The organism is Nocardia sp. NPDC003963 (assembly GCF_053605105.1).
This window is the reverse complement of sequence record NZ_JBSGIP010000001.1, coordinates 133,881-152,293: the sequence shown is the minus strand read 5'-3', so window position 1 is coordinate 152,293 and position 18,413 is coordinate 133,881. Positions and strand designations below refer to the sequence as shown.

The following is an 18,413-nucleotide window of genomic DNA, read 5'->3' as shown; positions in this document are numbered from 1 at the left end:
AATGCCCCGTCTACACCGGCGTGAACTCGCGATCGGCGATATAGACCGGTCGCCGGCCCGGCGCGGCGAAAGGTTCCTCCAGAGTGTTCTCCACACTGTTGAACACCAGGAAGATATTCGACCGCGGGAACGGCGTGATGTTGTTGCCCGACGCGTGCATGATGTTGGAGTCGAACAGCAGCGCCGAACCGGCCGCACCGGTGAACTGGGTTATCCCGTACTTATGAGCCAGATCGGTGATATCGGCCCGGCTCGGCACCCCGACTTCCTGCTCGCGCAACGACTCCCGATAGTTGTCCGCCGGCGTCGCGCCCTGACACGGCACGTACGTCCAGTGCGACCCCGGCATCACCATCAGGCTGCCGTTGTACGGGTAGTTGTCGGTCAACGCGATGGACAGGCTCACCGCCCGAGGCGAAGGCATACCGTCTTCGGCGTGCCACGTCTCGAAATCGGAGTGCCAGTAGAAACCGGTGCCGAATCCGGGCAGGTAATTGACCCGGCTCTGGTGGATGTACACATCCGAGCCCAGTACCTGCCGGGCCAGGTCCACGACCCGGGCGTCCCGCACCAGCTCCGCCACCGCCGGACTCAGTTTGTGCACTTCGAACACCGAGCGCACTCGCTGCGACGATTTCTCCACGATGAGCCGGTTGTCACCCCGCAAATCCGGATCGCTTGCCAGCCGGTCGATCTCGGCGGCGTACTCGGCCACTTCCTCCGGGGCCAGCAAGCGATCCATTATTGCGAAACCGTCGGTATCGAACGCAGCCAGCTCCGCGTTGCCGATCCGGCCCCATACGGTCGCGTCGTGCCGCTCCTGCAGCAGCCGGCGATCCGCGGTTCTGGTCGGATAGCGATCGATCCGATTGTCTACCAACGTCGTTCGTCCTTCCTCTCAGTCGGCCGGAACGGCGATCAACGGATAAACGCCGTTCTCGTCGTGCACCTCCTGCCCCGTGACAGGAGGATTGAACACGCACAGCATCCGCATCCGTGTCCGTGTCCGCACCTCGTGCTTCTCGTGCCCGTTCAGCAGATACATGGTGCCGGGGGCCAATTCGTAGGTGCGGTCGTTCGTCAGGTCGGTGAGGGTGCCTTCACCCTCGACCAGCCAGACCGCTTCCACATGGTTCTGATAGTGGAAGACGTGGGTGGTACCGGCCTTGATGGTGGTCTCGTGGAACGAGAACCCCACACCATCACCGCCCAGCACGATCCGTTTGCTACGCCAATCCTCGGCACCCACGTCCCTGTCGGTGCCGGTGATTTCTTCGGTGGTGCGCACGATCATCTGATGTTCCCTTTCAGCTGCAAACGGTTTCGACGGCGTCGCTCAGAATGTGCAGACCCTGATCGAGTTCGTCATCGGCGATGGTCAGCGGCGGCAGCAGTTTGACGACCTCGTCGGACGCGCCCGAAGTCTCGGTCAGCAGCCCACGGTCGAACGCGACCTGGCACACCTTCCCGGCCTGCGAGGCGTCGTCGAAGACCAACCCGTGCACAAGGCCGCGGCCCCGAGTGGACACGCCCGGAACGGCCACGGCGATCTCGTCGAGTGCCGTGGCCACCCGCTTCCCCTTGGTGAGGGTGGACTTCTCCAGTACATCATCGGACCAATAGTGCTCGAGCGCCACCTGCGCGGTCACAAAAGACGGATTGTTACCGCGGAAAGTGCCGTTGTGCTCACCGGGTGACCACACGTCGTGCTCGGGCTTGAACAGCACCAGCGCCATCGGCAGGCCGTAACCGCCGATCGACTTGGACAGGGTCACGATATCGGGGGTGATACCGGCCGATTCGAAGGAGAAGAACGGGCCGGTACGGCCACAACCCATCTGGACATCGTCGACGATGAGCAGAATGCCGCGGGCCGCGCACAGCGAGGCCAGATGCCGCAACCATTCGTCACGGGCCAGGTTCACCCCGCCCTCGCCCTGCACGGTTTCCACGATGACGGCGGCCGGGCGGTCCAGGCCGGACGACGAATCGTCGAGCACCCGCTCCATCCACAGGAAGTCGGTGGTGGTGCCGTCGAAGTAGCCGTCGTAGGGCATCGGGGTGGCATGGTTGAGCGGGACACCGGCGCCCGCGCGCTTCATGGCGTTACCCGTCACCGATAGTGCGCCCAGCGTCATCCCGTGGAATGCGTTGGTGAAGCTCAGGATGGTCTGGCGACCGGTCACTTTACGCGCCAGTTTGAGCGCGGCCTCGACCGCGTTGGCACCGGTCGGACCGGGGAACTGCACCTTGTAATTCAAACCGCGGGGAGCCAGCAGGGTATCGCGGACGGTTTCCAGCAGCTTGCGCTTCGCCACCGTCGACATATCCAGGCCGTGCGTGATTCCGTCGCCCGCGATGTAGTCGATCAATGCGGATTTCAGGATCGGGTTGTTGTGGCCGTAGTTCAGCGCGCCCGCCCCCGCGAAGAAATCGAGAAAATCCCGACCGGACTCATCACGCAACCATGCACCCTGCGCGGTCTCGAAGACCGTCGGCCAGGAACGGCAGTAGCCGCGGACATTCGATTCGATTTCGTCGAAGATCGTCGGTTCGGCGGCAATCATGAGTGATCCCTTTCGGTTTTACGGGCGATCGGGGAAATATGGTAAAGGTCCTCGGCTGCGTGACTGTCCGGGAAAACATCCGGTTCGAACAGTTCGCTGCGCACCATTTCGGCGCCACGGCGGCGAGCCAGTGAGGCGAACATGGCGATCGAGGCAGGATTGTCGGGGGAAACGGTGGTTTCCAGCGCCTCGACGGCGCCGCCGGCCGGATGGCCGGGCGCGGTGACGGTGGAAACCAGCCAGTCCAGCATGGCGACCCCCAGGCCGCGGCCACGCTGGTCGGCGTCCACGGCGACCTGCCATACGAACAGGGTGCCGGGCGCTTCGGGTCTCGAATAGCCGGTCACGAATCCGACGACTCGGCCTTCGCTCTCGACGACCACCGATGTGGCGGCGAAATCGCGGCACCACAGCAGGTAGGCATAGCTCGAATTGACATCCAGAACCTGCGACTCGTCGGCGATCTGCCACAGTCGCGAGGCGTCGGTGATCCGCGGTGCCCGAAAGAGCACGCCGGTACTGGCGGGCTCCGCATCGGTAGCGGCGGACGAAGTGGTCGAGCCGGTGCCGGCGGCACCGGCGGTCTGCGTTGACTCAGTGTGTAAAGGCATACATCTCCGATGTGTGCTTGCAGTACTTTTCCAGGCTCGCGAATCGACATTGAGCTGGCCTGGTCGAGTTCTTTACGATCGTGTTACAGGCTTGTTAAGTGACCCTCCTATTGAATAACCGGAAGCCGGATGATGAAACGTGCTCCCCCACCGGGACGCTCGTCACATTCCACCCGGCCGTGGTGAGTGGCTACTGTTTCGGCGACCAGCGCCAAGCCGATACCCGTTCCGCCGGCGGCGGCGCGACGGCCGGTACGCGACGTGGCGAAACGCTCGAAAATACGCTCGCGATCCGCCGGCGCGACACCGGGCCCCGCGTCGTCCACCTCCACGACGGCGTCGCCGCCGTCACGGCGCACCGTCACCGCGACCGCGCCCCCGCCGTGCCGGTCGGCGTTCTTCAACAGGTTCACCACCGCACGTTCGAGTTCGAGCTTGCGGCCCCGCACGGTGGCGTCCTCCCGGACCTCCAGCAGTTCCGCCGGACGGCGGCTGTCGTGCAGCGTGTGCGCGACCAGGTCACCCACCGACACCGGGTCGGCGTCACCATGGTGCATACCGGCCTCCACTCTGGCCAGGGCCAGTAGATCGTCGAGCAGCCGCCGTAGGTGGTCGACCTCCGCACTCACGAGATCCAGTGCGCGGCGCGAACGCGACGGCATGTCCTCGCGGTACCGATTCAGTACATCCACCGCTGTGGTCAGCGTGGTGAGGGGGGTGCGCAATTCGTGACTGACATCACCGAAGAGCCGGTGTTCCCGGTCGATCCGCCGCTGGAGCGATTCGACCATTCGATTGAACGAATCCACCGTGCTGGCGAGATCCTGGTCGTTGCTGTGCGGCAGGCGTGTGTCCAGCTCACCGGCGGCGATCAGCGCCGCTGCCGCAGCGACATCGTGGAGCGGTTTGAGCATCCTACGACTCACCCATACACCGACGGCGGCACCGACCAGAGCCGCGACCATCGCGCATCCCAGCAACAGCACGGGCCGGTGCTGGATCCGATCGCTGAAGGTGCGGCTCTCATCGCTGATGACGGCGAACACCCCGAGGACCAGGGCCAGCGCCATCAGACCGGAGGACACCGCGAATGCGGTAGTCACCCGGCTGCGCAGGCTCCAGCCACCCGAATCGAGGCCGATCCGGGTGGCGCTCGTCGCGCTGCCCATGACTTAGCGCTGCACGTCCAGCCGGTAACCGAGGCCACGGACGGTGACCACGATCCGCGGGTCGGACGGATCCCGCTCGATTTTGGTGCGCAACCTGCGCATATGGACATCGACGATACGTTCGTCGCCGAAGAATCCGCGGTCCCAGACCCGCTCGAGCAGGACGTCCCGGCTGAGGACGCGACCGGGCACCTCGGCGAGTTCGCACAGCAGCCGGAACTCGGTGATGGTGAGGTTGATCGCCTCGTCGCCGCGGCGCACCGCGCCGCCATCGGGTGACAGGATCAGTGGCGAATCGGGATCGGCGTCGAGCACCACCTCGATGGGCATATCCCGCTCCACCGAGAGCCGGGCCCGCCGGCGCAGCGCCCGCATCCGGGCGGTGATCTCCTTGATCTCGAAGGGTTTGGTGACGAAATCGTCGGCGCCGGCCTCGAGGGCGGCCACCACATCGTGGGTATCGTCACGGGCGCTCACCACGATGATCGGGACGTCGTGATCGCGACGGATCTCGCGGATACAGGTGAACCCGTCCATACCGCCGAGCATGAGGTCGACGATCATCACATCGGGCACGCCGATCGTGCGGAGATGAGTGAGCGCGGCCTCGGCTTCCTCGGCCTCCGCGACGTCGTAGCCCTCGTCCTCCATGGCCAGGCGCAAAGCGCCCCGGACCCGGTCGTCGTCTTCCACGATCATCAGGTTCGCGCTCAATATTCAATCCCTTGCAGACGCACGTGGCGTGCCGCGGTGCGGGTTTTCGCATCCCCGTACCGACGCGACAGCCCGCTACTCAGTTTACTCGAGCAACCTTTCGGTTATACGAGTAGCCGGAAGGCCTGCCGGATAAACCCCCAGAGTGAAATGCCTCACATTCAGATTGCGTCCGCGGGCTCCAAGCGGAAGAAGTTGCTGGGCATTCCGTCGGAGCGCATCTCCTGGTATCGGAAGAGCAATTTCCGCGCGTCGAAGGTGGCGAACCAGTCGGCCCAGCTGACCGGCTGCAGGACGGCGCCACCGTAGTGCGGGAAGTCCAGACGTAGGACGCCCACTTCCCCGTCGTACTGACTGCCGGGTGTCGTCGCCGGATTGGCACCACGCCGCTGGGCCCACTGGCGGATGACCTCGTGGTTCGTGGTGACCATGCTTGTTCCGGGAGCGGCGGACAGGCCACCCTTCATGACGAACCTCCTTGCGGTAGGTGCGTGCGTGCTCGCCCCGGTACGACCTTCGGTATCCGCACCGGCTTTTCCGTCTTGTACCCGCCTTCGCACTTTTGCAAACACAGCGGATACCGAGAATTCGCCGAGTTCGCTACCGGAGCCGACGCAGCCCGTGTGACGGGACGGGACGATCAGCCTGTTGCCCAGAAGTTGCCGAGACGGTTCAGCGGGTCATCCGCCGCCGGAAATCGGTGTCAGCGCGACCGTGATGTTATCGCTGCCACCACAGACGACGGCGTAGTCCACGAGCGCCCGCGCCCCTTCCGTGATCGGCACACCGAGCGCACGCCGAGCCAGATCGGGCGCACCGGGCAGATAGTTCCACAGCCCATCGGTGCACAGCAGCAGCACGCCGGGAGTATCCGTGTAGTAGGTACGGATACTGTCCGCGGACCAGGGCTGCTGACCGGCGTCGGCGCCCAGCCAGCGCATCAGGGTGTGCGCCCGGGGGTCGGCCATCGCCGCCTTCTCGTCCATGGCCCCGGCCTCGACCAGGGTCTGCGCCCAGGAGTCGTCCACGGTGAGCTTCTGCGCGCCGGCGAGCAGTCCCGGATGACCGGGCCGGGCCGGCTGTTCGGGGGGCCGTTCACCGGTCGCCAGCCAGTAGGCGCGACTATCGCCGATATTCGACACGGTGATCGAGATCCGGCCGCCGGGTTCGGTCTGCACGATGGCCGAGACGTAGGTGCACGACGGCGCGTCCCCGTCCGGCCCGACCAGATTACGGACCGCCTCCGACGCCGCGGCCATACCCGCGGCCGTGGCTTCCTCGGCGGTGCGATCTCCGGCCAGCGCCGACAGACACGCGTCCACCCCGGTCCGTACCGCGGTCCCCGAGGCGGCCTGCGGATCCGGCGAGGAAGAGACTCCGTCACAGACCACCAGCACAATGGTCTCGGGCTGCCCGCTGTCGTCCGGCACGACCGCGGCCGCCACGGCGTCCTCGTTGCGCGCGTGCAGGATTCCGCGATCGGTCACCAGGCCCACGACACCCAGATCGGCCTCGAACCGATCCTGGACACGATGCGGGTGTTCGCAGGTGGGGCATCGGGGGCCCCGGCTCTGCGTTCCGCAGTTCACACAGACCACTTCGGCGAACTCGTCGTCCGGCAGCGCGACACGATGGATACCGGACGCCAGCAGTTGCCGGGGGACGGTGGCCTCCGCGGCCGCGGCGCGGCGACGGGTATCGAGCGTTTCCCGGACGCGCGGCACCGGTTCGGTCACCGCGTCGAGAAGTTCCGCCGGGTCGGCGCCTCCGGCGTTCGCGTCAGGGTTCATCCGGCCGCCATATTCATGAGTAGTTTCCGGTGCTCGCGAATCCGGATATTCCGGATATCTCGGGTCCGCACACCGCCCCCCTTCGTTCGACCCGTTCCGTGCTGACGATGGACGATAGTACGCGGTACACCGACGGGCGAGTTCACCCGCGCTCCCCCACCGCGCGCACCGCTTTGCGCGCCGCCACCAGCACCGGATCCCATACCGGCGAGAAAGGTGGCGCGTAGCCCAGATCGAGTGTCGTCATCTGCACCACCGTCATTCGCGCGGTCAGGGCCACCGCCGCGATATCGACCCGTTTACCGGCACCCTCGCGGCCGACGATCTGCACGCCCAGCAATCGGCCGGTCAGGCGTTCGGCCAGCATCTTCACCGTCATCGGTGGTGCGTCCGGGAGGTATCCGGCGCGGCTGGTGGATTCGATGGTGGCCGTGACGTACTGCAGGCCCGCGGCACGGGCATCCTTCTCCCGCAACCCTGTTCGCGCCACCTCGAGGTCGCAGACCTTGCTGACCGCGGTACCGACCGCGCCCGGGAACGTCGCGTACCCACCGCCGATATTGGCGCCGATGATCTGACCGTGTTTGTTCGCGTGGGTACCGAGCGCGATATGCCTGCGCATCCCGGACACCAGGTCCAGCACTTCCACACAATCCCCGCCCGCCCAGATGTTCTCGTGCCCGGTCACCCGCATGGCCGAATCCGTGAGCAATCCGCCGTGGTCCCCGAGCGGCAACCCGGCGGCGGCGGCGAGCGCCGTCTCCGGGACCACGCCCGTCCCCAGGACCACCACATCCGCGGGATACTCGCGTCCGGCGGCCACCACGGCGCGGGCGCGGCCGTCGTCCCCGGTACGGATCTCGGCGACCGCGCTGTCGCCGATCACGGTGACACCCATACCGCACAGGGCGTCGCGCACCAGCGCACCCATATCCGGATCCAGTGTCGACATCGGCTGCGCGCCGCTGTGCACGATGGTGACTTCGTATCCGCGGCGGATCAATGCCTCGGCCATTTCCACGCCGATATACCCGGCCCCGACGACCACCGCCCGCCGGCCGGTACCGGCCGCGAGCGCGGCGATGAGCGCCTCGCCGTCGTCCAGGGTCTGCACGCCGTGCACTCCGGGCGCGTCGATACCGGGCACCGCCGGCCGGATGGGCCGGGCCCCGGTCGCGAGGACGAGGTCGTCGTAACCGGTCCAGGTTTCCATGCCCGTGGCCAGGTCCCGGCTGCGCAGCCGGCCTGCGGCCACATCGAGTTCGACCACCTCGTTGCGTAGGCGCACATCGATTCCGCGGGCCCGGTGTTCCGCGGGGGTGCGCGCGATCAGGTGATCGCGCTCCCGCACGTGCCCGCCCACCCAGTACGGGATTCCGCAGGCGGAGTAGGAGGTGAAATGTCCGCGTTCGAACACCACGATCTCCAGCTCCGACGCCTCCCGGAAACGCCGCGCCTGCGCGGCCGCGGACATTCCGGTCGCGTCACCGCCGACGATCACCAACCGCTCGGTCATGAGATCAAACTACCCAGCCGGGGCAGCGGAGCAGCCGTGCCGGCACCCCCGCCGGTTCTGCCCGCCGTCGGAACACCCGGGGACCGGCGAGGCCGCCACCGAGCCGGACCGGTTGTCCGGTGTCACGACCGAGCCCCGGCCACCGGCGATCGGCCGCTGTGGATCAGGCGGATCGGGCACCGATCAGCGGAAGCCGGCCCACCGCCCCACGGGCGCGGCGCCCGGGACCGGGGATCTCGGCGCCGGAGTGGTCGGTGAAGGTCAGGATGCCGTCCTCGATCGGGCTCTTGCGCAGGTAGGCGCGGTCGCGGAAATAGCTGTTGACCACCTTCCACGGGCCGCCGGTGCCCTGCCGCGGCATCACTGCGTCCCCGCGCTGGATATAACCGGAACTCAGCGCGCCGCCCATCACCGAAGCCTCGGAACGATCGGAGTCCGCGGCGCGGACCACGAATCGCGTATACCCCTTGTCGCGCATCCGGTTGAGCACCCGGGTGAAGTATTCGGCGGCCAGATCGGCTTTGAGGGTCCAGGACGCATTGGTGTACCCGAGCACCATCAGCGCGTTGGGGATCCCGTCGAGCAACGAACCCTTGTACATGACCAGGTCCCGGGTGACGACCGGTTCGCCGTCGACCTCCAGGGCGACACCGCCCAGGATCTGGATGGTCAGTCCGGTGGCAGTGACGACGATATCGGCCTCTATCTCCGCACCCGAGGACACCCGGATCCCCTTCTCGGTGAAGGTTTCCACAGTATCGGTGACCACCGAGGCGTCGCCGCGGCGTAGCGCCTTGAACAGATCTCCGTCGGGGACAACGCACAGACGCTGGTCCCACGGCGCGTAGTCGGGGGTGAAATGACGCATGTCCACCCCGGGACCGACCGCCATTCGCACCCATTTCAGGAACATCTGCCGGGCCAGCTTCGGCCGTCGGCGCGACAATTGGTAGCTGGCCTGCTGCACCGCGATATTGCGGGCCCGCCCGATCTGGTAGGTGAGCCCGGCGGGCGAGCCGACCTTCGTCATACCCAGCGCTACCGGGTCCTCGCCGGGGATCGAGGCGATATAGGTGGGTGAACGCTGCAGCATGGTGACGTGCGCGGCCTCGCCGACCATCGACGGCACCAGGGTGATCGCGGTGGCGCCGCTGCCGATCACGACGACCTTCTTGTCGCGGTAGTCCAGATCCCCGGGCCAGTGCTGCGGATGCACGATCCGGCCGGTGAAGGAGTCCTCACCGGGGAACGAAGGCCGGTGGCCGTTGTCGTAGTCGTAGTAGCCGGTGGCGCCGACCAGGAAGGTGCTGGTCCAGACCTCCTCGGCACCGGTCGCCTCGTCGACCACCCGCACGGTCCAGCGATTGTCCGAACCGGCCCAGCTCGCCGAGACGACTCTGCGGCCGAACCGGATATTCGGAGTCACACCGTATTCGTCGGCGGTTTCGCCGATATAGCGGCGGATACCGGCACCGTCGGCGAGCATCCGGGTACCGCGCCACGGCCGGAAACCGTAGCCGAAGGAGTACATATCGGAGTCGGAACGGATACCCGGGTAGCGGAACAGATCCCAGGTGCCACCGACCGCGCTGCGGCGCTCCAGGATCACGTAGCTGCGCCCGGTGTTCTCTTTCTCCAGGTGGCAGGCCACATCGATACCGGACAGACCGGCTCCGATGATCAGTACGTCGACATGCCGCGTCATTGCGTTCCTCGTCTGCTCGTGCCGGGGTCGTCGCCGATCACGGCAGACACACCCTTTAGGTGTTACCGAGAGTACTCAATACTTCGCCCGACCACCTCTCGTGACATTCCGAACCATCACCTCCGGCCGCGCGGCTCCGACCGTACCCGCACGACGAGCGGGCCGACCCGGCACGAACACACAACGCCGACCCGCTTCGTCACCCACTCCGCCGGACACCGGGAAGTCGACCCATCCGGTAGAGCCGCGGCCGGAGTGCAGCACCCCGCACACGCCGGCGCGTTACCCACCCGGCTGTGATTCGAAACATATTCACCCGCCAGTCAGAATCACTGTCCGTCCACTTCAGCACCCGAACAGCCCGATACGACCGGCCACTCGGCGGTCGATACGGCACCGCACCGGGTTTGCGCCACGCCCCCGCCCGGATCTCAACAACAGACGACCGCGGCGGCCGCCACGCCACCGAGGGAGACGACCGCGGCCGACAGGGCCACCGGAACACCCCGCCACCCGGCCCCGCCCACCGCCCGGTCACACACCGGGCGCGGTTCTCCGTCGCGCGACCGGCGGCCGTCCCAGAGCCGCCGTCCCAGCGCGCCGAGGGTGATCAGCACTGTCGCGATCAGCATCCCGAGCCCTCACATTCCGGCCACGGGGACGGAGCGACCGTCCGCAACGGAAGAGGGCCGCCGAGACGGGCGCACGATCCGCTGCCGGATCAGGCTCTCCGCCGTATCACGGACGGTCTCGTCCACCGGCCGCATGGTCCAGCCCAGCTCGTCCCGGGCCCGGGCGGCACTCATCCGCTCGACTTTTCCCAGCGTGGGCACGGTGAGCCGTAATCCGCGGTCGAATACCGCCGCCAGGCGCACCAGCCGGTCGGGCAGGCCACGAGTGGCGATACGGAAGCCGCGCGGCCCGTACTCCGCGGCCAGCAAGCGCGCCATATCCCGCATCCATACGTGTTCACCGGCGCAGATATAGCGCCTCCCGGCCGCCTGCGCCGTCTCCAGCGCCAGCCGGTGCGCCACCGCGAGATCCCGGACGTCCACGACCGACCACCCGACCCTCGGCAGGCCCGGTACGGCACCGGCCAGCAGCCGCCGCACCGGCTCGTGCGAGGTACTCGTCCCCGGCGACAGCAGCGGCCCGAGGACCATACCCGGGTTCACCACGACCAGTTCGAGATCCCTTGCCGCGGGGAGGGATTCGGCGAACTCCCAGGCAGCACGCTCGGCGAGCGTCTTACTCCGCTGATAGGCGGGACTGCGTTCGACGACGGTCCAATCCGCCTCGGTCCGCATCGCATCGTCGTGGTGCCCGTGGGCGATCGCGGCGATGGAAGAGGTCAGGACCACCCGTCGTACCGCGGGCGCGGCCGCGGCGGCCCGCAATACCCGCAGCGTGCCGTCCACCGCGGTCCGGATCAGTTCACCGTCGTCAGCGGGCGGAGCCGAGGGGAACGGCGAGGCCACATGCAGCACGTACGTGCAGCCCGCGACGGCTTCGGCCCAGCCGTCGTCGTGGTTCAGATCCGCCGCGGCGAATTCGAGTACGCCGCCCACCCGAGCGGCGTACTCGGCCAGATGCGCGCGTTTGCCGGTATCGGCGAGGTCGCGCACGGTGCCACGGACCGCGTAGCCGTGATCGAGTAGTTCGACGATGACGTGTCCGGCGACGAAACCCGTCGCGCCGGTGACGAGTACCTGTGTGCTCATTTCCACCTGCCCCGATATCGGTCGGCGTCCATCTGAACGCCGCTCAGATAATCTAAGCACCGCATAGATGCGCTGTCCAGACCCGGCCCGGACATCGAACTCGATTCGCTTACCCTCAGAAGGTGACCCGGACCTCCTACCACCACGGCGCCCTCCGCGATGCCCTGCTGGCCGCCTGTCTGCGGCTCATCGAAACCGAGGGCATCGCGGCGGTGAGCCTGCGGCGGGTCGCCCGGGAAGCCGGGGTGAGCTCCGGCGCCCCCTATCACCACTTCGCCGATCGCGCGGCGCTGTTGGCGGACCTCGCCACCCGGGGCTTCCGGCTGCTCACCGAACAACTGACCGCCGCGCGTGCGACAGCGGATTCCCCCATCGCCGCACTCGTCGCGCTGGAACACTGCTACGTCCGTTTCGCCGGCGAGCAGCCCGGCTACTTCCGGCTGATGTTCCGTCCGGAGTTGTCGCAACCGGAGAAACATCCCGAGACCCGCGCCGCCGGTGAGGCCGCCTTCGGCGTACTGGCCGATGCGGTCGCGGCCTGCGTGGCCGCCGGCGAGCTGGCGCCCGAGCGCGCCGAGCCGACCACCGTCACCCTCTGGGCGCTCGCACACGGCCTGGCCTCGCTGTGGCTGGACGGTCAGCTCGAGAAGCGCAGCATCCTGTTCGGCACGACGGCGACAGATCTGGTCGATTCGGTCCTCGACGGCATCACCGGTTTCGTCGGCACCGAGACCGGACGAATACCGCCCCGGTAGCCACCGCTCGTCGAGGCGACGGACCCGGACAGCCGGCCGGTTGCCGGTGCCGCGATCCGCCGGACCACTCCACCAGAGCCACAACCGGAATCTGTGGGTGAATTCACGCCCCCATACACCGGTGCGCCGAACGGATGCCCGGTCCGGTACCGGCCCATGCGACGGGGTATGCCCGGAATAGAGTGGACCGGACCCGGGTCCGCGTGCTGCCGCCCGAGCCGACCAGGAGGATTTGTTGTCGATGAACGCCACGAAAGCCCGCGCGGGCCTGATGATCGCGGCCGCCGTGTTCGCACTGACCGGCTGTACCGAGATCGAGCGGGCGATGAACAAGGGCGGCGATACGCCGTGCCGCGAATACGTGCAGCAGGACCAGAAGACCCAGCGCGTCACCATCACCAAGTTCCTGGAGGAGCAGCAGGGCGGGGAGCCGACCGGTACGAACGTGGATCTGTCCATCGCGGCGGTGAACGCGTTGTGCAGCGTTCAGGCCAATGCCGACACTCCGATCGAACGAGCCGACGTCGCCGGTATCTTCATCCGGAAATAGGCTCTCGCGCAGCAGCTTCGGAAATCGACGGCGGGGCGGGCGGGTAATCCGGCCGCACCACCGCCGCAGACCGGACGTCGCACTGCCCTATACCACAGTCGTTTTCGGCGAACCATGGACACCCTCTCGCTCCGGCGCTCGCGATACGCAAGAATGTGTTCGCAAAAGTGCCGGCCGTAGTGCGCCGGTATCTCGGACAGCGGCCGACCGGATCACCGGGCCCTGTTCGATTCGGGGCCGGAGACGATGTGCAAGGGAGCGATATGTTTCATCGGATCTATTCGGTAGCGCCGTCGCGGCGCCGTGGCACACGGAGCTGTTGATGGCATATCGCAGCGACCGGGTCGCGGTAACCGATCGGGCCCGTAACGCGTTACGCGAGCTGATCGAACAGCACGGACCGATCCTGCTGTACCTTCCGCACAGCGATACCGCCGACCCGCAGCCGGACTGGCTGCCGATACGCGATTTCCGTGCCGCCGAGGGCGATATGCTCTTCGGCCGCCTGGCCTGGCATACCGAACTGTGGATGAGCGCGCAGGCGTACACGCGATTCGAACGCGAACACCTCACCGTGGACGTCCCCGCCGACGGTGGGCCCGTACCGGGTAGTGACTCCGACGGCGGTACGGACCCCGCGGAATCCGCGATCTTCCTGCTCCGCGCCCGTCGGCTCAGTGCCGCGGAAGCCGCCGCCCTCGACGCGCGCAAACGCGGTGGCCGCGGCGCCACGAACTGAGCCGGCCGCCCGCCTCAACGGCCGGGCAGCAACCGCAGCGAACGGGCGACGGTCATCAGCACCCGCTGCCACAGATCTCGCGGAATCAGTGGCGGCGGGTCCAGATTCAGTACACGAGTCGACACCACCGTCTGCGGTTCGGTGAATTTCAGCAACCCTTCGGGTCCGTGCCGACGGCCCACACCGGAGATCCCGGTCCCGCCCATGGGCGCCCCGGTCGTCCCCCAGGCCGGCGCGTACCCCTCGTTCACACACACTGTGCCCGTGTTCAGCTGACGCGCGATCCGCTCACCCTCGGTACGACTGCCCGCCCACACACTCGCGTGCAACCCGTATTCGGTGTCCACGGCCGCCGCGACCGCTTCGGCGACGGTATCCACCGGGTAGACCGAGACCAACGGGCCGAAAGTTTCCGCACGTGCGCAGACCATCTCGTCGGTGACACCGGTGAGCACGGTCGGCTCGAAGAACAGCGGGCCGATATCGGACCGCGGCTTCCCACCGGTGCGCACCTCGGCTCCCCCGGCGACGGCATCGGCGAGATGTTCGGTGACAGTGCGCAGCTGCGCCGCGGAGATGAGCGAACCGATATCCATCGAGTTGTCGTATGCGGCACCGAGTCTCGCGGCCTCGACGGCGGCGGTGAACTTCTCGATGAACTCGCCGGCCACCGCTCGATGGACGTAGATCCGTTCGATGGAGATACACAACTGACCGGCGTTGGAGAAGCAGGCGCGCACCGCCGCCCGGGCCGCCCGGCCGATATCGGCGTCCGCGGTGACGATCATCGGATTCTTTCCGCCCAGTTCGGCGGAGAACCCGATGAGCCGCGCTCCGCATCGCTGGGCCAGACTGCGCCCGGTATCCGACGAACCGGTGAACATCAGATAGTCACAGGAATCCACCATCGCCGTACCGACCACCGGACCCGGGCCGGTCACGACCGCGAGCAGATCCTTGGGCAGGCCCGCCCGGTAGAGCAGTTCGGCGCCCGCGAGGGCCGAGAACGGTGTACGACTGTCCGGTTTGAGGATCACGGCGTTACCCGCCAGCAGTGCGGGGATCGCATCGCCCAGCGACAGCACCAGCGGATAGTTCCAGGGCGAGATCACCGCCACGACCCCCTTGGGCCGCGCCCCGACGAACGCGCGGTTGAGTATCGGGAAGGCGCCGGGCACGGATCGCTCGTCCAGCAGTGCGGGGGCCACCCGCGCGAAATAACGCGCGGCGAACATCAACCCCATGACCTCCTCCTGCGCCGCCCAGCGCGCTTTACCGGTCTCGGCCTGAATCACATCCATCGACGCCGCGCGATGCGCCACGACCAGCGACCGGTAGCGGTGCAGCACCCGGGCGCGCTCGCGCACCGGACGTGCCGCCCAATGGGCCTGTGCCGTACGCGCGCGGGCGACAGCAGCGGCGACGTCCTCGGCCGTACCGACGGGCACCGAACCCAGCGGTCGTCCGGTGAAAACCTCCTCGATGACGCGCGCCGGACGCGCAGCGGGATCGTCGATCGCGACCAGGGAGCGCAACCGGTCGAAGACTTCGGTATCGGGAACGGGCATCATGCCTCCTACCAGTCGATATCCGCGAGGTGAGGACGAATCTACCCAGCCGAGACCGGCCCGCGGGGTAGCCGCCACGCCGCATATGCCGGATTCGGTGTCAAAGTGAGTCCTGTTCAATGGGATTCGATGTGCAGGAAACCCGGTGAACGGCTACTTTGTGGCGATGTTCAGAGCGAGGCTCGGTGTCCGCGCCCGGATCCTGGCCATCGCACTCATCCCGAGTCTGACCCTGTTGGTGGCCGGTGTGGGTGCGACGGGCTACCTGATCGACCAGGGACAGCACAACCGCCAGGTGACCGAAGCATTACGCGACGTATCGGGCCCCACTCGCACTGTGTACGAGGTGGTGCAGAACGAACGCAGGCTCACCCTGGCGCATCTGGCCGGTGATCCCACCGCGGCCGCGGCGCTCGCCGCGGTACGGCCCAACACCGAACAGGCACTCCGTGACCTGGTCTCGGGAGCGGAGCGGATCCGGGAACTACAGCCCGCGGAGATCACCGACGATGTCGGCTCCTTCACCACGCTCACCCAGCAGCTCGGTAATATCCGCAGCGCCGTCGACGCACGCGCGGTGCCGACCGGTGACGCCTACACCTTCTACGTCCGCGTCCTCGACGCCTTCAGTACCGGCGCCCAGCTCTCGCACACCTTCGAACAGAATCCGGAAGCGGTCAGCCAGCTGAGCCTGGTCTCCCGCATCATGCACGCGCTGGAGGCCGCCTCACGCAGCCACGCCCTGGCCGGCGCGGCCCTGCGCACCGGTAATCCGGTGGCGCTGCCCGAGGAATACATCCAGCAGACGGGCTTCTACCACACCGAAACCGCCCTCCTGGCCACCCAGCTGGAACCGGAGATCGGCGAGCGGCTGCGTGCCCTCGTCGAGAGCGCGGAGTGGCGGCTGCTGGACCGCACCGAGAACACTCTCATCGCGCGCAGCGTCCCGGGTGCCACTTCCGACGCCGGCGCCGCCGGGCTCTCCCCCGGCCAGCTGACGGCCTGGCAGGCAGCGGCCGATCACGTCAACCAGGAGATGCTGAACCTCTGGGACGACCAGAACCAGCTCATGCAGGAGCTATCGCTCGACGCGGCGGCCCGTACCACCAATCAGTCGCTGCTGATCGGTCTCGCGGTACTGGTGGTCTCCGCGGCGGTGTTCGGGGTTTCGCTGGTGCTGGCGAACCGGTTCATCCACCGCCTTGTCCGGTTGCGTGACCATACGCTGGCCCTGGCCGACGAACGACTTCCCGATATGCTCGAACGCCTGCGTGCCGGCGAGGACATCGACGAAACCGCCGCTGCCGCCACACTCGATTTCGGCCGCGACGAACTCGGCGCGGTGGCCACCGCCTTCGAACACGCCCACGCGGTCGCCGTCAACGCCGCGATCACCGAGGCGCGCACTCAGGAGGGCGTCAAGGCGATCTTCCTGAACATCGCCCACCGCAGCCAGATCGTGGTCCACAAACAGCTCGAGATCCTCGACGACGCCGAACGGCGCGAAGAGGACCCGGCCATGCTGGACATCCTGTTCAAACTCGACCATCTCGCCACCCGCGAACGCCGCAACGCCGAGAACCTCACCATCCTCGGCGGCGGGAAACCCGGCCGGCAGTGGCGGGCCCCGGTACCGCTGGTCGACCTCGTACGAAGCGCCGTCGGCGAAACACAGGACTACACCCGGGTGCGGCTGGCCCGGCTCCCCGAACTCCGGATCGCCGGGAACGCGGTCGGCGACCTCATCCACCTGCTCGCCGAATTGGTCGACAACGCGACCTCCTTCTCCCCGCCGCAGTCCCGCGTCCAGGTCACCGGTTCGATCATCGGCAAGGGGGTGGCCGTCGAGATCACCGATCAGGGCATGGGCATCCCGGAGGACAACCGCGACCGGCTCAACGAGCTCCTGGAGAACCCGCCGAATTTCGAGGTCGCCTCGCTGCAGAAGGATTCGCGGCTGGGTATCTTCGTCGTCGCGCAACTGGCGGCCCGCCACGGTGTCTCGGTACGCCTGTGGGAATCGGAGTACGGCGGCGTCCGGGCCGTGGTCATCGTACCGGGCACCCTGCTGACCGATCCCGCCGAGGAGACGACACCGCTGGCCGGGCTGCCCCGACCGGCGCCGTCCGGTAGCGACAGCGGGCCGGAGAACCATACCGAACCGCTCCCCGAGACCTCCGCCATCGCGACCCTGCTCGCGGACCGGCCCCGGGAATCCACGGCCACCGGAGCACCGGCGGACACCGCATCGGCCGGGGTGCCCGACACCGTACCGGTCACCCGTCCGGAAGCCGCGGAGACTACCGCCGAACCGACCCTGCTGCCCGACGGTCGTCCGGCTTTACCCCGCCGTAGCAGGCAGGCTAAAGTCGCACCGCGACCAGAAGTTTCGGACGCCGCCGGAGCCTCGACGATGCGGCCCCGCTCGGCCGAACAGGCCCGAGATCTGATGGCGTCGATCGAGAACGGCACCCGGCAGGGCCGCAAGCCATTGCCCGCCGCCGAATCCGACGCCGGGAACCCGGAGTCGGTCGGCGCATCCCCGGATGAACAGGAAGGCTAAGTGTCCACTTCCACACAAGGTGACCTGAACTGGCTGCTCGACGATCTCGTCGAGCGTCTCGCCGGCGTCCGCCTCGCGGTTGTACTGTCCACCGACGGAATGCTGCTGGGCCACTCTTCGAAAATGGACCGCACCGAGGCCGAGCATTTCGCCGCGATGTCGTCCACCCTGCACGGGCTGGCCCGCAGTGCGGGTGCCCGGTTCGAAGGTGGCGCGGTACGGCAGGCGGTGATCGAACTCGACCGTGCCGTCCTGTTCGTCACCTCGGCCGGTGACAATGCCTGCATCGCCGTCCAAGCCGCCGCGGACGCCAATCTCGGAATGGTGGCCTACGAGATGAATCTCACCGTTCAGCGGGTCGGCAGCCATCTGTCGACCGGCTCCCGCGGTGGGGCCGGGGCCGAACCCCAGTAAGCGCGGGAACAGCAACGACGCTATGACGGGT

Annotated in this window: 18 protein-coding genes; 5 read left to right on the top strand and 13 right to left on the bottom strand. The window is 67.4% G+C overall.

Translation table 11 applies throughout. From position 1 onward, the window contains the following. Positions 1–10: 10 nt before the first annotated feature. The 12 genes from thpD to ACWEWT_RS00650 all read right to left on the bottom strand — a co-directional run bounded on the left by thpD (position 11) and on the right by ACWEWT_RS00650 (position 11,793). On the bottom strand, positions 11–880 hold the full coding sequence (gene thpD / locus ACWEWT_RS00705; RefSeq protein WP_452554751.1) for an ectoine hydroxylase: 870 nt from the start codon (positions 878–880) through the stop codon (positions 11–13). 18 nt (positions 881–898) lie between these two features. Next, on the bottom strand, positions 899–1,294 hold the full coding sequence (locus tag ACWEWT_RS00700; RefSeq protein ID WP_452554749.1) for an ectoine synthase: 396 nt from the start codon (positions 1,292–1,294) through the stop codon (positions 899–901). 13 nt (positions 1,295–1,307) lie between these two features. After that, positions 1,308–2,567: a diaminobutyrate--2-oxoglutarate transaminase gene (ectB, locus tag ACWEWT_RS00695; RefSeq protein WP_452554747.1), complete on the bottom strand. Its 1,260-nt coding sequence runs from the start codon at positions 2,565–2,567 to the stop codon at positions 1,308–1,310. Continuing rightward, positions 2,564–3,079 carry a diaminobutyrate acetyltransferase gene (ectA, locus tag ACWEWT_RS00690; RefSeq protein ID WP_452554745.1) on the bottom strand — a complete coding sequence of 172 codons (516 nt, stop codon included), beginning with the start codon at positions 3,077–3,079 and terminating at the stop codon, positions 2,564–2,566. Before ectA ends, ectB begins: the two co-directional genes overlap by 4 nt. A gap of 206 nt (positions 3,080–3,285) precedes the next feature. Beyond that, the gene (locus tag ACWEWT_RS00685; RefSeq protein WP_452554743.1) at positions 3,286–4,347 is read right to left on the bottom strand and encodes a HAMP domain-containing sensor histidine kinase; all 1,062 of its coding nucleotides are present in this window, start codon (positions 4,345–4,347) and stop codon (positions 3,286–3,288) included. Between the two features lie 3 nt (positions 4,348–4,350). After that, the gene (locus ACWEWT_RS00680) at positions 4,351–5,061 is read right to left on the bottom strand and encodes a response regulator transcription factor (protein ID WP_452554741.1); all 711 of its coding nucleotides are present in this window, start codon (positions 5,059–5,061) and stop codon (positions 4,351–4,353) included. A 161-nt stretch (positions 5,062–5,222) separates the two neighbouring features. Further along, positions 5,223–5,528: a hypothetical protein gene (locus tag ACWEWT_RS00675; RefSeq protein WP_452554739.1), complete on the bottom strand. Its 306-nt coding sequence runs from the start codon at positions 5,526–5,528 to the stop codon at positions 5,223–5,225. Between the two features lie 213 nt (positions 5,529–5,741). Further along, positions 5,742–6,851, bottom strand: coding sequence for a PP2C family protein-serine/threonine phosphatase (locus ACWEWT_RS00670; RefSeq protein ID WP_452554737.1), 1,110 nt, complete (start codon positions 6,849–6,851; stop codon positions 5,742–5,744). 142 nt (positions 6,852–6,993) lie between these two features. Next, positions 6,994–8,367: an FAD-dependent oxidoreductase gene (locus ACWEWT_RS00665; protein WP_452554735.1), complete on the bottom strand. Its 1,374-nt coding sequence runs from the start codon at positions 8,365–8,367 to the stop codon at positions 6,994–6,996. 163 nt (positions 8,368–8,530) lie between these two features. Beyond that, positions 8,531–10,072 carry a flavin-containing monooxygenase gene (locus ACWEWT_RS00660; protein WP_452554733.1) on the bottom strand — a complete coding sequence of 514 codons (1,542 nt, stop codon included), beginning with the start codon at positions 10,070–10,072 and terminating at the stop codon, positions 8,531–8,533. Positions 10,073–10,503: 431 nt separating this feature from the next. Next, positions 10,504–10,704 carry a hypothetical protein gene (locus tag ACWEWT_RS00655; protein ID WP_452554731.1) on the bottom strand — a complete coding sequence of 67 codons (201 nt, stop codon included), beginning with the start codon at positions 10,702–10,704 and terminating at the stop codon, positions 10,504–10,506. A gap of 9 nt (positions 10,705–10,713) precedes the next feature. Continuing rightward, positions 10,714–11,793 (bottom strand): NAD-dependent epimerase/dehydratase family protein, encoded by a 1,080-nt coding sequence (locus ACWEWT_RS00650; RefSeq protein ID WP_452554729.1) that lies wholly within the window; start codon positions 11,791–11,793, stop codon positions 10,714–10,716. 122 nt (positions 11,794–11,915) lie between these two features. Here ACWEWT_RS00650 and ACWEWT_RS00645 point away from each other — a divergent pair, with 122 nt between their 5' ends. The 3 genes from ACWEWT_RS00645 (at position 11,916) to ACWEWT_RS00635 (ending at position 13,837) form a co-directional block, all read left to right on the top strand. Then, entirely contained in the window at positions 11,916–12,548 is a 633-nt protein-coding gene (locus tag ACWEWT_RS00645; protein ID WP_452554727.1) for a TetR/AcrR family transcriptional regulator, read from the top strand. Positions 12,549–12,789: 241 nt separating this feature from the next. Next, on the top strand, positions 12,790–13,098 hold the full coding sequence (locus tag ACWEWT_RS00640; protein WP_452554725.1) for a hypothetical protein: 309 nt from the start codon (positions 12,790–12,792) through the stop codon (positions 13,096–13,098). Between the two features lie 322 nt (positions 13,099–13,420). After that, complete coding sequence (locus ACWEWT_RS00635) at positions 13,421–13,837, top strand: DUF779 domain-containing protein (protein ID WP_452554723.1); 417 nt, start codon at positions 13,421–13,423, stop codon at positions 13,835–13,837. Between the two features lie 14 nt (positions 13,838–13,851). Here ACWEWT_RS00635 and ACWEWT_RS00630 read toward each other — a convergent pair whose 3' ends face one another. Continuing rightward, a complete protein-coding gene (locus tag ACWEWT_RS00630; RefSeq protein WP_452557615.1) occupies positions 13,852–15,405 on the bottom strand; it encodes a succinic semialdehyde dehydrogenase in 1,554 nt (517 codons plus the stop codon). Positions 15,406–15,571: 166 nt separating this feature from the next. Between ACWEWT_RS00630 and ACWEWT_RS00625 the strand changes: the two genes are divergently transcribed. Continuing rightward, positions 15,572–17,968 (top strand): nitrate- and nitrite sensing domain-containing protein, encoded by a 2,397-nt coding sequence (locus tag ACWEWT_RS00625; RefSeq protein ID WP_452554721.1) that lies wholly within the window; start codon positions 15,572–15,574, stop codon positions 17,966–17,968. Beyond that, on the top strand, positions 17,969–18,382 hold the full coding sequence (locus ACWEWT_RS00620; protein ID WP_058855702.1) for a roadblock/LC7 domain-containing protein: 414 nt from the start codon (positions 17,969–17,971) through the stop codon (positions 18,380–18,382). Positions 18,383–18,413: the final 31 nt, after the last annotated feature.